This window comes from Enterobacter sp. SA197 (assembly GCF_054131575.1).
This window is the reverse complement of sequence record NZ_CP096393.1, coordinates 2,528,521-2,550,722: the sequence shown is the minus strand read 5'-3', so window position 1 is coordinate 2,550,722 and position 22,202 is coordinate 2,528,521. Positions and strand designations below refer to the sequence as shown.

Here is a 22,202-nt window from a genome sequence, read left to right as displayed (position 1 = left end):
TTGCTGTTAGTTTTCTGCGCGAAGTTGCCTGAAAACAATGAGGAAAGCAATGGACGTCAGTCGCAGACAATTTTTTAAAATCTGCGCGGGAGGTATGGCCGGCACCACGGTCGCCGCACTGGGTTTTGCGCCAAAAATGGCGCTGGCTCAGGCGCGTAATTACAAATTACTTCGCGCAAAAGAAATTCGAAACACCTGCACCTACTGTTCCGTAGGTTGTGGGTTATTCATGTACAGCCTGGGCGATGGTGCGAAGAACGCCAGAGAAGCTATCTACCATATTGAAGGGGATCCGGATCATCCGGTAAGCCGTGGGGCGCTGTGCCCGAAAGGGGCAGGCCTGCTGGATTACGTTCACAGCGAAAACCGTCTGCGCTACCCCGAATACCGTGCGCCAGGTTCTGACAAATGGCAGCGTATCACCTGGGATGAGGCCTTCTCCCGCATTGCAAAATTAATGAAAGCCGACCGCGACGCCAACTTTATTGAAAAGAACGCGCAGGGCGTCACGGTCAACCGCTGGCTCTCCACCGGGATGCTTTGTGCCTCGGCGGCCAGCAATGAAACCGGCATGCTGACGCAAAAGTTTGTGCGCTCTCTCGGCATGCTGGCGGTAGACAACCAGGCACGCGTCTGACACGGACCAACGGTAGCAAGTCTTGCTCCAACATTTGGTCGCGGTGCGATGACCAACCACTGGGTTGATATCAAAAACGCTAACGTCGTGATGGTGATGGGCGGTAACGCCGCTGAAGCCCATCCGGTGGGTTTCCGCTGGGCGATGGAGGCAAAAAACAACAACGATGCGACACTCATCGTCGTCGATCCGCGCTTTACGCGTACGGCGTCGGTGGCCGATATCTATGCGCCGATCCGCTCCGGTACGGACATTACGTTCCTCTCCGGCGTGCTGCTGTACCTTATTGAAAACAACAAAATCAACGCTGAATACGTTAAACACTATACCAATGCCAGTCTGCTGGTACGGGACGATTTTGCCTTCGAAGACGGCCTGTTCAGCGGCTATGACGCCGAAAAACGCCAGTACGATAAGTCATCCTGGAACTATCAGTTCGACGAAGACGGCTACGCGAAACGCGATGAAACCTTCACCGACCCGCGCTGCGTATGGAACCTGCTGAAACAGCACGTCTCGCGCTATACCCCTGACGTGGTGGAGAATATCTGCGGTACGCCGAAAGCGGATTTTCTGAAAGTGTGCGAAGTGCTGGCCTCGACCAGTGCCGCAGACAGGACCACCACCTTCCTGTATGCGCTGGGCTGGACGCAACACACCGTGGGTGCGCAGAACATCCGCACCATGGCGATGATCCAGCTGCTGCTCGGTAACATGGGTATGGCGGGCGGCGGCGTGAACGCGCTACGCGGTCACTCCAACATTCAGGGGTTAACCGATCTTGGCCTGCTCTCCACCAGCCTGCCGGGTTATCTGACGCTGCCATCAGAAAAACAGTCCGATTTCCAGAGCTGGATTACGGCGAATACGCCAAAAGCCACGCTGCCGGACCAGGTGAACTACTGGAGTAACTATCCGAAGTTTGCCGTCAGTCTGATGAAATCCTTCTACGGCGATGCAGCGCAAAAGGAGAATGACTGGGGCTTTGAATGGTTGCCGAAGTGGGATCAGTCGTATGACGTCATCAAGTATTTCAACATGATGGATAAGGGCCACGTGACGGGGTATATCTGCCAGGGCTTTAACCCTGTTGCGTCGTTCCCGGATAAAAACAAAGTGGTGCGCAGCCTGAGTCAGCTGAAGTACATGGTTATTATCGATCCGCTGGTGACCGAAACCTCGACCTTCTGGCAGAACCACGGGGAATCCAACGACGTCGATCCGACCTCGATTCAGACCGAAGTGTTCCGTCTGCCGTCCACCTGCTTTGCGGAAGAGGACGGCTCTATTGCCAACTCCGGGCGCTGGCTGCAGTGGCACTGGAAGGGCCAGGATGCACCGGGTGAAGCGCGTAACGACGGCGAAATTCTCGCGGGCATTTACCATCGCCTGCGTGAAATGTACCGCACACAAGGGGGGAAAGGGGTCGAGCCGCTGTTGAAGATGAGCTGGCACTATAAGCAGCCGGACCATCCTGAGTCAGAGGAAGTGGCCAAAGAGAACAACGGCGTGGCGCTGGCGGATCTCTATGACGCCAACGGCACCCTGCTGGCGAAGAAAGGCCAGCTGCTGAACAGCTTTGCGCTGCTGCGTGATGACGGCACCACGGCCTCCTCGTGCTGGATTTATGCTGGCAGCTGGACCGAGCAGGGTAACCAGATGGCTAACCGCGACAATGCCGACCCGTCAGGCCTTGGCAATACGCTGGGCTGGGCATGGGCGTGGCCGCTTAACCGCCGGGTGCTGTACAACCGTGCGTCGGCGGACATCAACGGCAAGCCGTGGGATCCCAAACGGATGCTGATCGCGTGGAACGGATCGAAGTGGGCGGGAAATGATATCCCGGACTTCAACACCGCCGCACCGGGCAGCAAAACCGGGCCGTTCATCATGCAGCCGGAAGGGCTGGGGCGTCTGTTTGCCCTCGACAAGCTGGCGGAAGGGCCGTTCCCGGAACACTACGAGCCGATGGAAACGCCGCTTGGCACCAACCCGCTGCACCCGAACGTGGTCTCAAGCCCGGTGGTGCGTATCTACGAAGACGACGTGCTGCGTTTAGGCAAGAAGGACAAGTTCCCGTACGTGGGGACCACCTACCGCCTGACCGAGCATTTCCACACCTGGACCAAACATGCGCGGCTAAACGCCATCGCGCAGCCGGAACAGTTTGTGGAGATCAGTGAAACGCTGGCGAAAGCGAAGGGGATTGCCAATGGCGATCGCGTGACGGTGAGCAGCAAGCGCGGCTTTATTCGCGCGGTGGCAGTGGTGACCCGCCGTCTGCAGAGCCTGAACGTGCATGGGCAGCAGGTGGAAACCGTCGGTATTCCGCTGCACTGGGGCTTTGAAGGGGTGGCGCAGAAGGGCTATATCGCCAACACCCTGACGCCTAACGTCGGGGATGCCAACTCGCAAACGCCGGAGTACAAAGCGTTCTTAGTGAACATCGAGAAAGCGTAAGGAGCGAATAAATGGCGATGGAAACACAGGACATTATTAAACGCTCCGCGACAAACGCGCTGACGCCCGCGCCTCGTGCGCGGGATTACAAGGCAGAAGTCGCCAAGCTTATCGATGTCTCCTCCTGCGTGGGCTGTAAAGCCTGCCAGGTGGCCTGTTCGGAGTGGAACGACATCCGTGATGAGGTGGGTCACTGCGTCGGGGTTTACGACAACCCGGCCGATCTGAGCGCCAAATCCTGGACGGTGATGCGTTTTAGCGAAACCGACCAGAATGGCAAGCTGGAGTGGTTAATCCGCAAAGATGGCTGTATGCACTGTGAAGATCCGGGCTGCCTTAAGGCCTGTCCGTCTGCCGGGGCGATTATACAGTACGCCAACGGCATCGTGGATTTCCAGCAGGATAACTGCATTGGCTGCGGCTACTGCATCGCGGGCTGTCCATTTAACGTCCCGCGCCTCAGTAAAGAGGATAACCGGGTCTATAAATGCACTCTGTGTGTGGATCGCGTCAGCGTCGGGCAGGAGCCTGCCTGTGTGAAGACCTGCCCGACCGGGGCCATCCACTTCGGTACTAAAACCGAGATGCTGGAGGTGGCGCAGCAGCGTGTGGATAAGCTAAAAGCGCGCGGCTACGAAAACGCAGGCGTGTATAACCCGCAGGGCGTGGGGGGAACGCACGTCATGTATGTGCTTCACCATAACGACCAGCCGGAGCTGTACCATAACCTGCCGAAAGATCCGGCGATCGACACCTCGATTAGTCTGTGGAAAGGGGCACTCAAGCCGCTCTCCGCAATGGGCTTTATCGCCACCTTTGCCGGGCTGATTTATCACTACATCGGTATCGGGCCGAACAAAGAGGTGGATGATGACGAGGAGGAGCATCATGAGTAAATCATGGATTGTGCGCACGAAGTTTATCGACCGCGCCTGTCACTGGACGGTAGTTATCTGCTTTTTCCTGGTGGCGGTATCGGGAATTTCATTCTTCTTTCCGACCCTGCAGTGGCTGACGGAAACCTTTGGGACGCCGCAGATGGGGCGCATTCTGCATCCATTCTTCGGCGTGCTGGTTTTCGTGCTGCTGATGTTTATGTTCGTGCGCTTCGTACACCACAACATCCCGGACAGGCAGGATATTCCGTGGGTGAAAGGCATTGTTGAAGTGCTGAAAGGGAACGAGCATAAGGTCGCAAAAGTCGGCAAATATAACGCGGGGCAAAAGATGATGTTCTGGACCATCATGAGCATGATGTTCGTGCTGCTGGTGACGGGCATTATTATCTGGCGTCCCTGGTTTGCCCACTATTTCCCGATTCAGGTCATTCGCTACAGCCTGCTGATTCACGCGACCTCGGCTATCATTCTCATCCACGCCATTCTTATCCATATGTATATGGCGTTCTGGGTAAAAGGGTCGATAAAGGGGATGATCGAAGGGAAGGTGAGCCGCCGCTGGGCACAGAAACACCACCCGCGCTGGTATCGTGACGTTGAGCGCATGGAAGCGAAAAAAGAGAGTGCCGAGGGCATCAAATAAGCATCTCTTCTCCGCTCCGGGGCGTTCCCTGGAGCGGGGCGACGCGCGCGAACATCGCGGTGGCGTCAGAACGGTTCCGGAATAATTCGGAAGGGATAATTGCTGGGTTTGGCTTTGCCTATTTTACGTTTCGGCAGGTCAACCGCATCGGCGGGCAGCGCCTCGTAAGGAACCTGAGAGAGCAGGTGAGTAATGATATTCAGCCGCACGCGTTTTTTGTCTTCCGACCGGGCAACAAACCAGGGGGCCCAGGAAGTATCGGTTGCTGCGAACATCGCATCACGGGCGACGGTGTAGTCATCCCAGCGATCGAACGATTTGATATCCATCGGCGACAGTTTCCAGATTTTACGCCCGTCGTTGATGCGATCGCGCAGGCGGCGCTCCTGCTCCTGTGGCGAGACTTCCAGCCAGTATTTGAGCAAAATAATGCCGGACTCGACTATGGTGCGCTCCATCATTGGCGCACTTTCGAGAAATTTGTCGACTTGCTCAGGAGTACAAAACCCCATTACCCGCTCAACGCCCGCGCGGTTATACCAGCTGCGATCGAAAATCACGATTTCTCCGGCAGCGGGCAGGTAGGGGACATAGCGCTGAAGGTAGAGCTGGCTTTTCTCACGCTCGGTCGGTGCCGGCAGTGCCACCACCCGAAAAACCCGTGGACTGACGCGCTCGGTGATAGCTTTAATGGTGCCGCCTTTACCGGCGCCATCGCGTCCCTCAAACACGATGCAGACTTTCAGACCCTTTGCCACCACCCATTGCTGGAGTTTCACCAGCTCCTCATGCTGATGACGAAGCTCTTTCTCATAGGCTTTATTTTTAAGCGCCGGAGCCGCCGGCGCCGCCGGAAGGGTGTTGATCTTTTTCTTATTTCCCATGACGTACTTCCTTTCGCTGATTAACAATGACAGGTCTTAATCAGTGTAAGCCTGAGTCAGGAAGTTCGCGTAACACAGCGCCGGACATTCACGATCTGTTGCGATTTTATGGACTAAGCGGGCAGGCAGTAGATTTGATCTGGTTCACACTTCAGGAATAGCTGATAATGCCCGCTGCAATTTTTAAACATGTGGTTGTGGGATGAAAAAAACAATTTTTTCACTGGCGCTCGGCACGTTTGGCCTTGGCATGGCGGAGTTTGGCATCATGGGTGTGCTCACCGAGCTGGCAAATGATGTCAGCATCACTCTTCCTTCCGCCGGTAATATGATTGCCTTCTATGCCTTTGGCGTTGTCATTGGCGCACCGATTATTGCGCTCTTTTCAGGAAAATTTTCGCTGAAAAGTATTCTGTTATTTCTGGTGGCGATGTGTGCCGTAGGTAACGTGATTTTTACCTTTTCTTCCTCTTACACCATGCTGGCCATCGGCAGACTGGTTTCCGGTTTCCCTCATGGGGCATTTTTTGGCGTCGGCACCATCCTGTTGTCGAAGATAGCCCCGCCGGGGAAAGTGACAATGGCCGTCGCCGGGATGGTGGCGGGGATGACGGTCGCCAATCTGGCGGGCGTGCCGTTCGGAACCTGGTTAGGCCATACCTTTAGCTGGCGCTACACCTTCTTTATTATTGCCGTCTTTAACGTTCTGGTTATCCTGTCAGTCATACTCTGGGTGCCAACGTTGTATGACAAATCAGAGGCGCGCCTGTCTGAGCAGTTTCGCTTTTTGAAAAAGCCTGAACCCTGGCTCATTTTCTCTGCCACCCTGTTCGGCAATGCCGGGGTGTTTGCCTGGTTTAGCTACATCAAACCCTTTATGTTGAACGTTTCGGGTTTCTCAGAGCTGTTTATGACCATCATCATGATGCTGATGGGTCTTGGTATGGTACTGGGCAATCTGATGAGTGGCAGGCTGTCGGGGCGCTTTAGTCCGCTGCGTATTGCTGCGACCACCGATCTTGTGATCGTGCTTTCCTTACTCCTGCTGTTTACCCTGGGTGAGAACAAACTGGCATCCCTGTCGATGGGCTTTATCTGTTGTGCCGGTCTGTTTGCCCTTGCCGCACCGTTACAAATTTTGCTCATACAGAATGCGAAAGGCGGGGAGCTGATGGGGGCGGCTGGTGGCCAGATTGCCTTTAACCTTGGCAGTGCGCTCGGTGCCTACAGCGGTGGACTGATGATTACGCTCGGGCTGAGCTGGGACTATGTTACGTTACCGGCGGCATTGCTGTCGTTTTCCGCCATGTCGTCACTGTTGATGTACGGACGTACGGTAGCAAAACGTAGCCATGCGGAACGACGCGCACTGGCCTGAAGTTTCAGGCCGCAGGGTGACTGCGGCCTGCGTTTGAAATATCAGTCTCTCATCCAGGGCGTGATGCTTAAGCCTACCAGCATCCCTTCCGGACTCAGCAGCCGCGTGAGGCTCTGACCCCAGGGCTCCTGACGATTCTCTACCAGTAACCGGTAGCCCCTGTCCCTGAGCACCCGGGTCGCACTCGCCAGATCCTGAACTTCAAACTCTATCCAGCTCTGGGGGACCGGAATATCTGCCGGCCATTCGGTAGTACCGAAACAGGATTCTGCGGCCTGGTGCAGAGGCCAGAGTGCGAAATGTTTTGCACCATCCAGGGCGCCATGTTCGACCACCAGATACTCTTCATTGCCCTCCATTCCCGTAAGAGGAAGACCCAGCGCGCCCTGATAGAGCTGTTTACTCTCCTGCACATCGCGGGGAATGGGACCAAAGCCCGCGATAAACAGAACATCCAGTCCGGTCAATGAGGTAGCCATATGTTCTCCAGCCAGGTGATAAGAAGTGCGCCAGCAGGTCACTGAAATGCACCGCTATTGTCATGAATTCGTCACTATTAGCGCTTATTTTGTTTTTTTTTCAATAACAAAGAGCCAACATCAATGCATCTGGTTAAAAAAATCCTTGCTGTCAGCCTTTTCCTTTCCGCTTCAGTGCAGGCAGACAATATCCTCGACTTTCCTCAGCCTGACAATAATCCGGAAGAGTTCTATGCCGTTACTGAGATCCCGGCGGGCGGCATCATAAAATATGAAACCGACGCAAAAACCGGTTTTATTATTGCCGATCGCTTCCAGTCGATGCCGGTGGCCTATCCGGCCAACTATGGCTCGCTGACACAGTCCCTTGCCGGTGATGGCGACCCGCTGGATGTCATTTTTTATACCCGCGCCCCGCTAACACCCGGCACGCTTATTAAACTGCGCGCCATTGGTGTACTGAAAATGATCGATGGCGGAGAAAAAGATGACAAAATTATCGCCGTTCCGGTCAGCAAAGTTGACCCTACCTGGGATGACATCAAAGAGGTAGCCGACCTGCCGAAGATTGAGCAGGAGCGCCTGCAGGCCTTTTTCCGCGTTTACAAAGACCTGCCGGAAGGCCGTAAAAAAGTTGAGCTGAATGGCTATAACGACGCGGCAAACGCAAAGCAGGAGATCAAATCCGCCTTTGAGGCCTGGAAAGGGCAACATCCGCAGCAATAAGCAAAAAAACAGGCGCCAGGGCGCCTGTTTTGTCTGTTACCTCTTACATCAGTATTGCTGTAATCCGCTCGATCTCCTGCTTCCATTGCGCCTGCAGGGCGGGTTTTTGATGCGCCGTTTTACGTGCCAGGTCCTGCTGAAGCAAGGTTTCAAGGGCAATAAGCCGTTCGAGTAACGCCAGCGCATCCTCCTGCTGTTTAACGCAGGCTTCAGGAGCAGGCGAGGCCGCATGCAGGGACCGGGGCGTTTCGCGCAGCAAAGCGTAAGCCGCGTCCATATCCAGCCACTCGCTAAACTCACCACCATGAATCATCCAGACGCGGTTGCAACTGGTGCGAATCAGATCGCGGTCATGGCTGACCAGCAGCACGCCACCGCTGAACTGGGAAAGCGTTTGCGCCAGCGCCTCTTTGCCCGCCATGTCGAGATGGTTCGTCGGTTCGTCCAGCAACAGCAGGTTGTACCGCGCCAGCGACAAGCCGATAAACAGCAGGCGTGAACGCTCGCCTCCGCTGAGGGACGCCACCCGCTGGCCGTGCCGCGACCAGGGAAAGCCCGCGCTGATAAGCGTCATTTTGCGCAGTTCCGCTGAGGGGGCAAAGGGTTCCAGTGCCTCCAGCAGCGTTGCCTCATCCGACAGTTGTTCGAGGGTCTGGTCGTAGTACCCACTGTGCAAACGCGGATGCAGCTTCAATGTCGCCTCGCCGGGATTGGCTGAACATTGCCGCCAGATATGGCGAAGCAAGGAGGATTTGCCACAGCCATTCTGCCCGATTATCGCGACCCTCTCGCCGGTTTTTATCCGCGCAAGGGGAACGGTAAAGAGTGCTGGCAGTCCTGGCGCGGCAGACACCGGCAGGTTTTCCATCTCCAGTAAGCGGTCGGCAACAAGCGGTTCGCCGTGGAGCGTGAGTCGCCAGGCGCTTCCCGCTGTCAGCTGCGTCTGGCTCTCTTTGAGGCGTTCAACCTGTTTTTCCATTTGCTTTGCTTTGCGTGACAAATCTTCGTTGTCATACACGCGTCCCCAGTTGGCCAGCCGTTTTGCACTGCTGGTCACTCTGTCAATCTCCTTTTGCTCCGCTTTATGACGCAGCGCATCACTGGCATCCCGCTCATCCAGCGCCTGACGGGCGGCGGAACAGGGAAGGGCAAAGTAGTGCAGACGCTGGTCGCGCAAAATCCAGCTTCCGTTCGTCACGGCGTCCAGCAATACGCGATCGTGCGAGACCAGAACAAAACTTCCGGGCCAGCCTTGCAGAAAATGCTCAAGCCAGAGCAGTGTGGGGAGGTCGAGATGGTTGCTGGGCTCATCGAGTAGCAACAAATCCGGCTCGGTTATCAGCGCACGCGCCAACAGTAAGCGGGTATGTTGCCCGCCGCTCAGGGTTGCCGCAGGCAGTGTAATTTCCTGCTCGCTGAGTCCCATGCTGGCCAACAGGGCTTCAGCCCGCCAGCGAAGCGTTTCCCGCTCGCCCTGAGGGAGTTGCGCCAGGACCGCGTCCAGCAGGGTCAGGGCGAGGAGAGATTCAGGCAGATGCTGCTCGACCCGCGCCAGCAGACAGTGCCTGGCAAGAGAAACCGAGCCGTTAACCGGAGACAGGGTGCCATCAAGCACCTTTAACAGCGTACTTTTTCCGCAGCCATTGTCGCCAATCAGCCCAAGGCGATCGCCTTGCCTGAGGGTAAAAGTGAGATCGGAAAATAAGAGGCCAAAGGCCGTTTCAACACGTAATGATTGTGCAGACAGTAATGTGCTCATTGCTTACTCAAGAGTTACAGGCGTGATAACGCCTCGTCAAACATCGCTGACGATAACCCGGTAAGCCCGAGAGAAGGGAGTGGAGTTAGCTTCGCTCAAGCCAAAGTTATCGCAGCACGAGACCGATAACGCTTGAGCTGGTGCGATCACCAAACGCATGTGAAACGAGAAAACGTTCACAGTACGACATAATTATCCTCCTTTTATTCAGTTAGTTGATGGGAAAAAGGAGTGTAGCGTGGGAGAGGCGATTTTGCCACATCAGAAGGCAGGAGAGAAAACGTGCCGGGTAGAGTACCTCTTTACCCGGCACGGGGGGACGATTAGATGGCCGTGCGGCGGTAACTACGATACTCAGGTTTCCAGAAGTTATCGTCGATGGCCTGCAACAGTGCCTCTTCAGACGTTTTCACGGCGAGCCCCTGCTGCTGCGCCACTTTGCCCACGGCAAAAGCAATGGCACGGGACACCACGTGGATGTCTTTCAGTTCCGGCAGGACCAGCCCTTCACCATTGTTCAGTAGCGGCGAGTATTTAGCGAGGGTTTCACTGGCCGACATCAGCATATCGTCGGTGATGCGTGAAGCCCCTGACGCGATAACCCCCAGCCCGATACCGGGGAAGATATAGGAGTTGTTACACTGCGCAATAGGATAGATTTTGTCATTCCACATCACCGGTGCAAAGGGACTACCGGTCGCGACCAGCGCCATACCCTCAGTCCAGCTAATGATGTCCTGCGGTGTGGCCTCCACACGTGAGGTCGGGTTGGAGAGCGGCATGACAATAGGACGCGGGCAGTGCTTATGCATCTCACGGATAATCTCTTCGGTAAAGAGACCCGTCTGACCGGAAACGCCAATAAGAATATCCGGCTTCACGTTACGCACAACATCCAGCAGCGACAGGGAGCCCACGCTGGTATCCCAGTGCTCCAGATGTTCACGTTTTTGCACCAGCTTGCTCTGGAAGGGCAACAGGTTCGGCATTTCGTCGGTCAGCAGGCCAAAACGGTCAACCATATAGACGTTCTGGCGGGCCTGCGTCTCACTGAGTCCTTCCCGTTGGGTCTGCGCGATAATCTGTTCTGCAATACCACAGCCTGCAGAGCCCGCGCCGAGGAAGACAATTTTCTGACTGCTCAGCTGGCTACCCGCCGCGCGGCTGGCCGCAATCAGCGTCCCTACCGTCACCGCCGCCGTACCCTGAATATCGTCGTTGAAGCAGCAAATGCGATCGCGATAACGTTCCAGCAGTGGCATAGCATTTTTCTGCGCGAAATCTTCGAACTGCAACAACACGTTCGGCCAGCGGTGGGTAACGGCCTGAATAAATTCGTCGACAAACGCGGTGTACTCATCCCCGGTAATACGCGGGTGGCGTGAGCCCATATAGAGCGGGTCGTTAATCAGCTGTTGATTATTGGTGCCGACATCCAGCACCACCGGCAGGGTGTACGCCGGGCTGATACCGCCACAGGAGGTGTACAGCGAAAGCTTGCCGATAGGAATACCCATGCCGCCAATGCCCTGATCGCCCAGACCCAGGATACGTTCACCGTCGGTGACGACAATGACTTTGATGTTATGGTTCGGCACATTTTGCAGGATGTCATCCATGCTGCCGCGATTATTCCAGGAGATAAAGACACCGCGCGCGCGGCGGTATATTTCAGAAAAGCGTTCACATGCCCAGCCAACGGTTGGGGTATAAATCACCGGCATCATCTCATCGAGGTGATTTTCCACAAGGCGGTAGAAAAGGGTTTCGTTGGTATCCTGAATATTGCGCAGGTAAATGTGCTTATCAATGTCGGTTTTAAATCCCTGGTATTGCAGCCAGGCACGTTCTGCCTGCTCTTCAATGGTTTCCACCACTTCCGGCAATAATCCCAGCAGATTGAAGTTGCTTCTCTCTTCGACGCTAAAGGCGCTGCCTTTATTGAGGAGCGGGAATTCAAGTAATAGTGGCCCTGCATAAGGAATATACAAAGAACGATTTTTATTATGCTTCGAATACATCTAACAACTCCTGATTCATTGAACCCGTCGCGATGGCGTGGCCGCGTCGGTGTACTGCAGCGCGCGCCAGTATAAAGCATCAAAATGCCAAATACTTGACGAGTGCAGGATTTAGGAGATGAATTTTATGGAGTAAATACCACCCCGGGCGGGGTGGCAGGAAAACGCAAACTCTTAGTCTTCGCGGCGTTGACGACCAGAACGGTGGGTGACGACGGTTTCATTATCGTCTTTGTTCACAATCTTCCTGATGTTCGAGACTTTGTAATCCATTCCAAGAATATGACGTGCCTGACGGTTCGACTTCATAGGTGCTCCTTAATCCAGTTCATGTTTCAAGGGGTGCCTGCGAGGTACGCAGGAGAGTGTCATCTCATTCGGCGCGGTACAAGTCATCGCGCGACATCCATCGTCTGCTATCTGTAACACCAGTGCAACCGCAAGAGGCCGAATTCGGAACAGTCCGGCACAATGGCGGCGCGGTCAGTCATCAGACGAGGTTACCGCCAGGCCATAATCAGCTTCCGCCAAACACATGCACCGCGCGGTGCAGGCGCGCGGCTCGTTCTGAAAGATCTTCAGCGGTGACGGTCACGTTTTCAACCATGCCGGTATTGTTGTGCGTCATCCGGCCTATCCGGGATACCGATTTGTTGATTAGCTCAAGGGCAAGGGTCTGCTCGTGGGTCGCCGTGCCTATCTCTTTAATCATTGTCGACATATTCAGCACATTGTCGATCATCGCCGTCAGATGCGTTTCGGTATTTTCCACCATCTCGACACCGCTTTTTACATTCGCCACGTTCTGTTCAATCAGGCTCTGGATCTCCCTGGCGGCAGAAGCAGAGTGCTGCGCCAGGTTACGCACTTCGGCTGCAACCACGGCAAAGCCACGGCCAGATTCGCCTGCGCGCGCGGCTTCCACCGCCGCATTAAGGGCAAGGATGTTGGTCTGGAATGCGATGCTGTCAATGACACCGATGATGTCGACAATTTTGTTGTTGTCCTGAGATACCGACTGCATCATGGCAATGGTTTGCTTCATGACGTTGCCGCTATTGGTGGCATTGATGCTGGTTTCGTCGGCACGACTCATGGCTTCGGCTGCGGTTTCCGCCGTTTGTCTCACCGCGCTTGCAATCTCTTCCACGGCCGCGGCGGTCTGATGCAAATCTGCGGAGGTCTCTTCGGTGCGCTTTTGCAGCGATTCGCCTTCCTCCGTAATGCGCTGGCTGATGTTACGAATACCCGTTATCTGAACCGAGACATCGCCGACCAGTGAACTGAGATTCAGGCCAGACTGGTTTACCAGCCGTTGCAGCATGCCTATCTCATCGACCCGGTTAAAGGCGTGGTAGTCTGATTTTCGCCCTGAAACGACGTTCTGCATCTGCCCCAGAATGGTTTTTAAGGGCCGGGTTATCTGCATATGCAGGTAACAGGCGAGCAGGGCCAGCATAAGCAGCGTAAGACCGGCTTTCTCCGGCGCAGCCAGCGAAAGAAACTGCGCGGCCATTACTACCGCCGCGGCAACGATAACGCCGGCATTCATCCGGGCACGCACGCTGATGCGCTGAAAAAGGGATAAAAATGAAAACAGGCCACGTCTGACGACTAATCCTTTATAAAAACGAAAACCGCGCAAATTATTTTCATTAACTTTTTTATACAACGCATCGCTGGCATTAATTTCCTGTCGCGATGGAATATTACGCACCGAAATATAACCGGTTAAATTCCCCTGCTGATATACGGGGGTCACATTGGCACGTACCCAATAATGGTCACCATTCTGGCGGCGGTTTTTAACCATACCGGTCCAGCTCTCTCCCTGCTGGATGGTGAACCATAGGTCTGCAAAGGCGGCAGGAGGCATATCGGGGTGACGAATGATGTGATGGGGTTCGCCCACCAGCTGGTCTTCAGCGAACCCACTCGCTTCAATAAAAGCGTTATTCGCATAGGTAATATGGCTGTGTGTGTTTGTTGTGGATAATAACGTCGTGCCTTCGTTAAGCAAAAGCTCTTTCTGTGTAACGGGAGTGTTACGCTTCATGAATAACCCCATAATGAACTGCGTGCAATCGTGCAATAAACAGGAAAGTTCCTGCCAGTAATGGCATTTTTATTTACCAGTCAGTTGGAATTTTTTTTCGGCAGTATTTTCTATCAATGCTGTGACAACTGAAAGTAGTAAGGATAAATATTTTTTTAGCGAGGCTTACTCTGGTTTATTTAAATATTGTTATGTTTTTGCAATGGAAAAAACATCCAAAAAATAGCTGGTGGTAAATTCTAAACACTTAATGCAAATTAAAAGTGTAATCCCGATGCACAAAGCCAGATAATCCGTTATAGCCTAAAAAAATTAACATACCAGGCTAATATATCCACGCGTGATTCAAAATTTTGACATAATCCGCCACAATCCTTTTGACAGAAAATCTATTGGTAATAAAGTGTAGCTAAACTAAGGTTGATGTGTGGGTAAACTATCCTGCCTGCCCGTCCGATAAGGTGAGACAAACAACCTGAAGAGTACGTGCGGAATAAAGGCCCTAATCGGTGAACGGGATTAGCTCCTCTCTTGCTACATTACTGTAACAGCGCCCAGTCAGACTCTTTGTGTGTAGACTTTTTTTGAGGGAAGTATCCAGTGTTAGCGACTTTGATCTACCGTAGCCGGCTCCACTATGCGTTGGATCCTTCACAATTGTCCGAACTTGCCCTGCGGGCGAGTGTTCGAAACACCGGGCTTAATGTTACAGGCGTGCTGCTGTTCGACGGTAATCAGTTCCTGCAGGTGCTCGAAGGCCCCGTATCTGCGGTGAATGCCGTGTATGACCGCATCCGCGGCGATGAACGCCATGCAGATATTGTCGAACTGATGCGCGACTTTGCGCCTAAACGCCGTTTTCTGAATCACGGTCTGGTGTTATTTGACTTACGCACGAACAAACCCAGCGTCGTGCTGCGGTCAATTCTACGGTTCGGCACGTTAAAATATCATCTTGCCTGTAACGACAGGGTCTATAAATTCATTCGAAATTTCGTCTCTGCGCCGCTGCCAAAATCGCTGGTCAAAAATGTTACGCCTGCGCGCTGGCGTCTGGATACCCGGGTCTCCCCCTTCGAAAACATGAGTGTACCGGTACTGGCGAATCAACCTTGCCAGTTTGCCTTCCAGCCAATTATTGAAACGCTACGCGGTAATATATCTTCACTGGAAGCTTTGATCCGTGGGCCTAACGGCGGCAGCCCGCAGGAGTATTTTGCCACGATCCCAGGGCATAAACTGCATGAAGCCGATCTGGCCTCTAAAGGCTGGGCACTGGCTATGGCCCGCCAGTTGGGTATTGGCAATCATAAAATTGCGATTAACCTGCTGCCGATGTCACTGGTGAAAATTCCCGGTGCGGTCAACATTCTGCTCGATCACATTACCCGCAATAAACTCGATCCCGAACAGGTGATTGTGGAGGTAACGGAAGACGAAGTGATCTCCGGCTATGATGAGTTTACCTCCGCTATCCGTCAGCTACGTGCGGCAGGTATCGGCCTTGCTATTGATGATTTTGGATCGGGTTTTGCCGGTCTCTCCCTGCTGGCAAAGTTTCAGCCGGACAAACTTAAAATCGATCGCAGTATCGTTACGGATATTCATCAGCACGGTCCCAAGCAGGCAATTGTAAAAGCAATTATTGACTGCTGCGCTGAAATGCAAATTGCGGTTGTGGCCGAAGGCGTTGAGAAAGTTGAAGAGTGGAGCTGGCTCGAAGCGGCCGGTATTCAGCGTTTCCAGGGCTTTTTATTTGCCCGTCCGGTGCTGAATGGGGTTTCTGATATCTGCTGGCCGCAACGTATTTCCCGTTAATCTATCACCCGGAGAATAGCGCGTTATTCTCCACTCATCAGGCTTCCTGAGCTACATCAGGGTTATTTCATCGCGATGAATTCACGAGCTTGAGGATTAACTTATCCAGAAGCAGGCATGTGATGAGAAAGACCTTAGGGTTGTAGTTTACGCTCTTTTTCATGCGATATTTAACTTAAAGAAAGTCAATATTTCGCAGAAAACGATATTTGCCATCATACTTTAGCCGCCACGAAATTAATCTTGTCTAAAAATCATCCTATTTTCATGCATGACGTGGTGTACAGGGAGTTTACAGGAGGGAGTCACTATGAGAATTAATAAAATGATATCGGGCGCGCTGGCGCTGGATTCTTCCCTGGGTCGTAGCATCACCTTCTTTATGATTGCCCTGCTGCTGGCAGGCGTTGCGACCAGTAGCTGGACATTAACGCGCTCATGGGAGCGGGCAATAGAGGATACCGAGCGTAGCGCCATTAACCTTTCTGTTTCCCAGGCGCGGCAGGCAGAAGACACCTTTCTGCAGGCGGAGCTTGCACTGCGGGATATTCGCCGCACCATTCCGGCAGAGGGGGTTTCAGCCATTGATTCTACCCGTTTCGATAGTTTCCTGACCGACCTGAAGGAGCGTCTTCCACAGCTTCATGGTCTCTTTATTTATGATGCCCAGGGGAACATGAAAGCCACCGCCTTCGGTAAATTTCCGCAGATAACCAATAATAGCGACAGAGAATATTTTCGCTATCACCAACGTAACGGCCATAATAATGTTCACATCAGCCAGGTTATCAGCAGCCGTACGACAGGGGAGCTGGTGATTCCGGTATCGATGCGTATTAGCGATGCCGCAGGCGGATTTGCAGGGGTGGTACTGGCAACAATACGAATAGATTATTTCCGGCATTTTTACAGTTACTTCGAACTCGAAAACCGTGATTTGCTGGCGCTGATGATAACTGATGGCACAGCGTTATACGTCCGTCCTTTCCCGGATGATGTCATTAATAAAAACCTCTCGGCGAGCCCACTGTTCACCCGCGAACTGGCGCAAAAGGACAGGGGAAACGCGACCTGGGTCTCTGCACTGGATCATGTTGAGCGCATCTTTGGCTTCGCGCGGCTTGAACGTTACCCGCTGGTGGTCGCAGCCGGTTACGACAAACCTGCGCTCTGGTCTCACTGGCTGAAAGATAGCTTGCCGGATATTGTGCTCAACGCCATGCTGCTGCTGGGGACGCTATTGATGGGCACCATTGTTTTCCGTCAGGTGCGAATGAATGTGAAAAATCAGACGGAGCTCGCCGCGCTGCGGGATGAGCTGACCAGTATTAATCACACATTGCAGCTCATGGCGCTCGCCGATGGTCTTACCGGCCTTGCGAACCGCCGACAGTTTGATCTCTTCCTCGCGCAAAGTCTCAAGTCCTCGGCACTGAATAAAAGGCCCGTATCGCTGGTGATGCTGGATATTGATTATTTCAAACGCTATAACGATTTCTACGGTCACGTTGCCGGAGACAACTGCCTGCGCATGGTGGGCGAGATCATTCAGAAACTGAAACTAAGGAGTTCTGATTTGATTGCCCGTTATGGCGGTGAAGAGTTTGCGATTATCCTCCCGGACACCGGTCCTGAGGCGGCGCTGTTTGTCGCCCGCCAGGCGGTGACGGCGGTACGAATGGCGAAAATCCCTCATGCTGAATCGGGTTCGGATCAAAAAGTGGTGACCATCAGCGCAGGCTGTTTCTCACTGATTGGGTCTGGCGCAGATGAAGAGGCGAATCGGCTGAAAGAGGGGGCAGACAGGGCAATGTATCTGGCGAAAATACAGGGCAGGGATCGGGCAGCGGCAGAGCCTGAATGACCAGACGCCCTCTGCACGAAGGCAGAGGGCGGTGCTTATTCAACCAGCGTTTTGGTGAGATAGTGGCGCTGAATGCCTTTTTCAGGAAAATCATCAAGGGTCATTTGCAGGAGATAGCCCTGTTTTTGATAAAACGGCAGGGCCTGAAAGCTGAACGTATCAACCAGCGCCTTCACGCAGCCCATTTTCGCGGCTTCATTTTCAGCCCGCCGCATCAACTCACTTCCCAGTCCTGAACCACGAAGCGTGTCGCTCACCCATAAATAGCTGATGCAAAGCCATTCGCTTTTGCAGCTGGCTATCAAGCCGCCGGTCATTTTTTCCTCACCGTCATAGCAAAAGACGCCCAGCTCGCCCCGGTTATGCTTAGTGAGAAAAGGGGTATTATAAGCCCGCAGACCGTCCAGTAATGCTTCCTGTTCGTGCTCGGTTATCTCAGTGGTCACACGTAAATACATCACACACTCCCTGATTTGACAGTTATCCAGACTCTCTGGCGCTTTTGAGGCGCCCTATACTGAAAATTATCGACATTAGCGTGGCTGCCGCAGACAGCCAGAGCGTTAGCTTTACTGCCTGCTCCTGCCCGGCGAAAAGACCTGAGCCTGCATAGACGGAGAAGATAACGCCAACCAGTGCGGCACCCAGGCACTGACCGAAGGTTCGCATAATCGCCAGCACCCCGGACGCGTAACTGCTGTGCTCACGGGATGCACTGGCCAGCATCTCACGATTATTCGGGCTTTGGAATGTGCCGAATCCGATACCACAAATCAGTGCGCGCAGGCTGATGTCCCACCACGATGCCCAATCTGGCAGGAGTGCAAGCAGTATCAACCCGCCAGTAAAAATGACCAGCCCGATGGTTGAAATCAGCGCCGGTGAATGTTGGTCGGCAAGACGTCCGGCACGTGGAGCCGCAAGGATGATGCCAACGGGCCAGGCGGTAAAAAGCAGGGCGGAGGTAAACGTACTGTACCCGTAGACGCTCTGGAACAGAAAAGGAAGAGCCACAAAGGTCATTCCCTGGCTGATAAACGAAGCCAGCGACGTTAATGCCGCCAGTGAAAAGCGTGCTGAGGAAAATAAGGTCAACGGCAAGAGCGGTTGAGGCGCGTGCTGCTGGCGGCGTACAAAGAGTACGCCAGCCGTAAGCGCGATGCATCCATAGATACTGGCGGTGATCAGCGAATGCGCACTCTGCGTGCCGGCGTCAGAAAAGGCCGTCGAGGCCATGATCACCGCCCCCAGCATGGTCGCCGACCAGAGAGCCCCGGCCACGTCAAAAGGGCCGGGGGCGAGAGTGCGTTTATCGGGCAGAGTGCGAAGGGCAAGGAGCAGAGCAATCACGCCAGGCGGGATGTTAATAGCGAACAACCACGGCCAGCCCACTGCGCTGAGCATGGCACCGCCGAGGACGGGGGCCAGCGCGGTACTGGTGGCAATCAGTAAGGCGTTAACCCCCAGGATCCGGCCCAGCAGCCGGTTGGGGAAAATCGACCGCAGGATAGCGGGCGCGATACTGAGGGTCGCCGCACCGCCAATCCCCTGTAACAACCGCATGACGACCAGCATCTCCAGCGAACCAGACAGGGCGCACCCCAGCGACGCCAGGGTAAAGAGCGTGACGCCGGCAGAAAATAACAACCGGAATCCCGTTCTGACGGCAAGGGCGGAGAATATCGCCAGCGTCATGGCGGTGGTGAGGAGATAACCGTTGACGATCCATACCGCCTCGCCCGCGCCAACCTGAAGCTCACCGGCAATGCGCGGCAAGGCAATATTGACCATCGCGCCGTCAAACACGGCCATGGTTGTGCAGATCATGACGGTAAACATTGCCAGGCAGCGTTCGCGACCGGGCAGCCCCTCATCACCAGGTTTGTCGGTAAATAATTCCATTGCAACCTCTGCGTTAATGCATTTGAGGTCACTATACTGTCGGGTAATATAAGGCGGAAGACGCAGCAGTTGCAGATATAACCTGCATCAAACGCCATATCTGACCGATACGCCATCCGGACGTGCCAACAATGACTGAACCTGATCTTAATTTGCTTTTCGCGCTTAATGCACTGCTGGCTGAACAGAGCGTCGCGGGAGCCGCCCGGCGGTTACAGCTTAGCGCGTCAGCCATGAGCCGTACCCTGAGTCGACTACGTGAAACCACCGGCGATCCGTTACTGGTAAGGGCAGGGCGAAATATGGTGCTGACGCCTTATGCTGAGGCCATTCGTGAGCGGACTCAGCGTGCCGTTTTTGAAGCAAAGATGGTGCTGCGCCCGACCGCCCCTGAGCTGAATATCGCAACACTTGAGCAACGGTTTACCCTGCGTGCCAACGAGGGCTTTGTTGAGGCTTTTGGGCCGACGTTGATTGCGGAAATGGCCGCCATCGCCCCTGGTGTGACGCTGCGCTTCGCTGCGAAACCTGAAAAAAGCGCCAGACCCTTACGGGAAGGGCTGGTCGATCTGGAAATCGGTGTGCAGGGCGAAATGGGGCCGGAGATCCGCATTCAGGCGCTGTTCAGGGACAGATTTGTAGGCGTAGTACGTCGTTCGCATCCACTGGCGGATACACAAAAGGTGACGGTGTCACAATTTGTCCACTGGCCGCACGTAGTGACGTCCCGTCGCGGTCTGTTTTTGGGGCCGGTTGATGAGGGGCTGGCGCAACTCGGTTCAGGGCGCAAAATTGCGGCTATTGTCCCGGGTTTTCCGGCGGCGCTGGCGGTGGCCCGCAGTACCGATCTCATCGCGCTGGTTCCGGCCTCATTTCTGATAAACGCGGCCGCGCCGGAAGCGTTGTTCACGTTTGAGCTGCCGGTGAAGACGCCAGGTATCACCGTCTCGCAAATGTGGCACCCGCGCTCGGAAGTCGATCCGACGCATCGCTGGTTACGACAATTTATGCGCGATCTCTGTCGCCGGTTAGTGCCCGATTAACGGCAGGCAAATTAGCGCAATGGCGACATGCTGCATTTATTGCACATCCTCCGCTTAGCCAGTATGGTGTCCGCCATCTCTCACGATTCACTGGAAACCGCTGTATGCATGCCGATAAAGATCCCTTACACGGCGTTACGCTGGAAGCATTACTTAACGCGCTGGTCAGCCGGTATGGCTGGGCTGAGCTGGCGAAGCGCATCAATATAAACTGCTTCAAAACAGACCCTGGCATTAAGTCCAGCCTGAAGTTTTTACGCCGTACCCCCTGGGCACGCCGTGAAGTTGAAGCGCTTTATATTGCTTCTCTGCGTGATAACACGCCAGCTGCGTCACCTGAAGCCGAAGCGGAAAACCCGTGGGGCAACTGGCAGGGTAAGTCTTAACCTCTTACTTATCTTTAGAGGTTGAGCGCAAAGGGCGGCAAATAAAGCACATTGCGATGGCGCTTAACAGTGGGAAAAGGGCTAACTGCAACCAGGGGAGCATGGCCTTCGTCGAGGGGGTTAATGCGTTATCAAGCATATCGCCCAGCAGTAAATTGCCTGCCAGAACGGCAATGCCGCCCGCCGTTGCCAGCGCACCATAGTGGGCACCAAGCGTTGAAGGCGTGGCAAAAGACGGCACCAAATCTTTTGCCGCCGGCACCAGTAACATTTGCCCCAGCGTCAGCAGGGTAACAAAACTCGCCGCAGGTAACAGGCGATGCCAGGAATCTGGCGGCGGAGTAGCGGCAAAAAGGGCAATGCTCAGAAAGGCCGCAGACAGAAGCAGGAAGCCTGCCGGCAGAATATGACGTGCTCCAATACGCCGCGCGAAGCGGGCCAGCGGCAGTTGTAAAAGAATAATCAGCAGCGATGCCAGCATAAATAACGGGCCGAGATCTTTCTCACTCCCCCGGGCCCGTGCTATCTCAACCGGCAAGGCAAGATAAAGCTGGTTATAGCTCAACAACCATGAGCTATAGGCAACAATGAAGGCGACAAAGCGTGGCTGGCGGAAGGTTCTCCACCAGGGCGTGATCTGTAACGCTTGTACAGAGCGTCTGTCGGCTGGGAGACAAAAGTGCAGCACAACCAGTGCAATCACAAAAACCACCGCCCCTGCGATGGCCACCTGCCGGAATCCCAGTCCTGCCAGCAGCGCACCGGCCACCGGGCCGAGTACGGCACCCAGTTCGCCACAGACGGCAAAAAGTGCAAACCATTCCGCACGGCTGCGTTTTCCCTGACTCTCACTCTCTGTTCCCGCCTTCGCCAGTAACGCTTCAATCGATGGAGAGAAAAGGGCGCCGCCAATGCCCGTCAGACAGGCACCGAGAATAACCGGCGCAACGCTTTCACTCAGCGCCAGTAAAAGGTAACCCACTACCCGGACAACACAGCCGCAAAGGATGACAGTGCGGGCACCGAAGCGATCGGAGAGCGCGCCACCGAGAATAAACATTCCCTGCTGCGAAAAGGTACGCAGCCCAAGAATCAGACCAATCATCCCCCCAGACAGCAACATGTCATCGCGAAGGAAGATCGCCAGGAAGGGGACAACAGCATAGAAGCCGATGTTGAAAACAAACTGGCTGCCGGGTAAAACGGGAAGCCAGAGTCGGGAAGCAGGGCGAGGAAAAGGCATACCG

At 54.3% G+C, this 22,202-nt stretch carries 18 protein-coding genes; 9 read left to right on the top strand and 9 right to left on the bottom strand.

Going from position 1 to position 22,202, the window contains the following annotated elements:
• Nucleotides 1-49: 49 nt before the first annotated feature.
• The 3 genes from fdnG to fdnI are packed head-to-tail and all read left to right on the top strand — an operon-like array spanning nt 50 to nt 4,639.
• Nucleotides 50-3,097, top strand: a complete 3,048-nt coding sequence (gene fdnG, locus M1D91_RS11945; protein ID WP_437433903.1) for a formate dehydrogenase-N subunit alpha — start codon at nt 50-52, stop codon at nt 3,095-3,097.
• Nucleotides 3,098-3,108: 11 nt separating this feature from the next.
• On the top strand, nt 3,109-3,993 hold the full coding sequence (fdxH, locus tag M1D91_RS11940) for a formate dehydrogenase subunit beta (RefSeq protein WP_437433904.1): 885 nt from the start codon (nt 3,109-3,111) through the stop codon (nt 3,991-3,993).
• Nucleotides 3,986-4,639 (top strand): formate dehydrogenase-N subunit gamma, encoded by a 654-nt coding sequence (fdnI, locus tag M1D91_RS11935; RefSeq protein ID WP_437433905.1) that lies wholly within the window; start codon nt 3,986-3,988, stop codon nt 4,637-4,639. The genes fdxH and fdnI overlap by 8 nt, the downstream gene beginning before the upstream one ends.
• A 65-nt stretch (nt 4,640-4,704) precedes the next feature.
• On the opposite strand, the gene ppk2 is transcribed toward fdnI, so the two are convergent.
• Nucleotides 4,705-5,523 (bottom strand): polyphosphate kinase 2, encoded by an 819-nt coding sequence (gene ppk2, locus M1D91_RS11930; RefSeq protein ID WP_437433906.1) that lies wholly within the window; start codon nt 5,521-5,523, stop codon nt 4,705-4,707.
• 202 nt (nt 5,524-5,725) lie between these two features.
• Between ppk2 and araJ the strand changes: the two genes are divergently transcribed.
• Complete coding sequence (araJ, locus tag M1D91_RS11925) at nt 5,726-6,901, top strand: MFS transporter AraJ (RefSeq protein ID WP_437433907.1); 1,176 nt, start codon at nt 5,726-5,728, stop codon at nt 6,899-6,901.
• A gap of 41 nt (nt 6,902-6,942) precedes the next feature.
• Here araJ and M1D91_RS11920 read toward each other — a convergent pair whose 3' ends face one another.
• Nucleotides 6,943-7,380 carry a VOC family protein gene (locus M1D91_RS11920; protein ID WP_437433908.1) on the bottom strand — a complete coding sequence of 146 codons (438 nt, stop codon included), beginning with the start codon at nt 7,378-7,380 and terminating at the stop codon, nt 6,943-6,945.
• 123 nt (nt 7,381-7,503) lie between these two features.
• Between M1D91_RS11920 and M1D91_RS11915 the strand changes: the two genes are divergently transcribed.
• A complete protein-coding gene (locus M1D91_RS11915) occupies nt 7,504-8,106 on the top strand; it encodes an inorganic diphosphatase (protein WP_437433909.1) in 603 nt (200 codons plus the stop codon).
• Between the two features lie 43 nt (nt 8,107-8,149).
• Here M1D91_RS11915 and M1D91_RS11910 read toward each other — a convergent pair whose 3' ends face one another.
• The 4 genes from M1D91_RS11910 to M1D91_RS11895 all read right to left on the bottom strand — a co-directional run bounded on the left by M1D91_RS11910 (nt 8,150) and on the right by M1D91_RS11895 (nt 13,942).
• Complete coding sequence (locus M1D91_RS11910; RefSeq protein ID WP_437433910.1) at nt 8,150-9,865, bottom strand: ABC-F family ATP-binding cassette domain-containing protein; 1,716 nt, start codon at nt 9,863-9,865, stop codon at nt 8,150-8,152.
• A 323-nt stretch (nt 9,866-10,188) separates the two neighbouring features.
• On the bottom strand, nt 10,189-11,886 hold the full coding sequence (locus M1D91_RS11905) for an NAD-dependent malic enzyme (protein ID WP_437433911.1): 1,698 nt from the start codon (nt 11,884-11,886) through the stop codon (nt 10,189-10,191).
• 174 nt (nt 11,887-12,060) lie between these two features.
• Nucleotides 12,061-12,195: a stationary-phase-induced ribosome-associated protein gene (gene sra, locus M1D91_RS11900; RefSeq protein WP_437433912.1), complete on the bottom strand. Its 135-nt coding sequence runs from the start codon at nt 12,193-12,195 to the stop codon at nt 12,061-12,063.
• 208 nt (nt 12,196-12,403) lie between these two features.
• Complete coding sequence (locus M1D91_RS11895) at nt 12,404-13,942, bottom strand: methyl-accepting chemotaxis protein (protein WP_437433913.1); 1,539 nt, start codon at nt 13,940-13,942, stop codon at nt 12,404-12,406.
• A 600-nt stretch (nt 13,943-14,542) separates the two neighbouring features.
• Here M1D91_RS11895 and M1D91_RS11890 point away from each other — a divergent pair.
• Both M1D91_RS11890 and M1D91_RS11885 read left to right on the top strand, forming a co-directional pair.
• Entirely contained in the window at nt 14,543-15,760 is a 1,218-nt protein-coding gene (locus tag M1D91_RS11890) for a diguanylate phosphodiesterase (RefSeq protein WP_437433914.1), read from the top strand.
• A 310-nt stretch (nt 15,761-16,070) separates the two neighbouring features.
• The gene (locus M1D91_RS11885) at nt 16,071-17,624 is read left to right on the top strand and encodes a diguanylate cyclase (protein WP_437433915.1); all 1,554 of its coding nucleotides are present in this window, start codon (nt 16,071-16,073) and stop codon (nt 17,622-17,624) included.
• A 35-nt stretch (nt 17,625-17,659) separates the two neighbouring features.
• Here the strand turns inward: M1D91_RS11885 and M1D91_RS11880 are convergent, their stop codons facing one another.
• Both M1D91_RS11880 and M1D91_RS11875 read right to left on the bottom strand, forming a co-directional pair.
• Nucleotides 17,660-18,082, bottom strand: a complete 423-nt coding sequence (locus M1D91_RS11880; protein WP_437433916.1) for a GNAT family N-acetyltransferase — start codon at nt 18,080-18,082, stop codon at nt 17,660-17,662.
• 22 nt (nt 18,083-18,104) lie between these two features.
• Nucleotides 18,105-19,526, bottom strand: a complete 1,422-nt coding sequence (locus M1D91_RS11875; RefSeq protein WP_437433917.1) for an MFS transporter — start codon at nt 19,524-19,526, stop codon at nt 18,105-18,107.
• A 131-nt stretch (nt 19,527-19,657) separates the two neighbouring features.
• Between M1D91_RS11875 and M1D91_RS11870 the strand changes: the two genes are divergently transcribed.
• Nucleotides 19,658-20,569, top strand: coding sequence for a LysR family transcriptional regulator (locus M1D91_RS11870; RefSeq protein ID WP_437433918.1), 912 nt, complete (start codon nt 19,658-19,660; stop codon nt 20,567-20,569).
• Nucleotides 20,570-20,673: 104 nt separating this feature from the next.
• Nucleotides 20,674-20,955 carry a VF530 family protein gene (locus tag M1D91_RS11865; protein ID WP_437433919.1) on the top strand — a complete coding sequence of 94 codons (282 nt, stop codon included), beginning with the start codon at nt 20,674-20,676 and terminating at the stop codon, nt 20,953-20,955.
• Between the two features lie 4 nt (nt 20,956-20,959).
• Here M1D91_RS11865 and M1D91_RS11860 read toward each other — a convergent pair whose 3' ends face one another.
• Nucleotides 20,960-22,198, bottom strand: coding sequence for an MDR family MFS transporter (locus M1D91_RS11860; protein WP_437433920.1), 1,239 nt, complete (start codon nt 22,196-22,198; stop codon nt 20,960-20,962).
• Between the last annotated feature and the right edge of the window lie 4 nt (nt 22,199-22,202).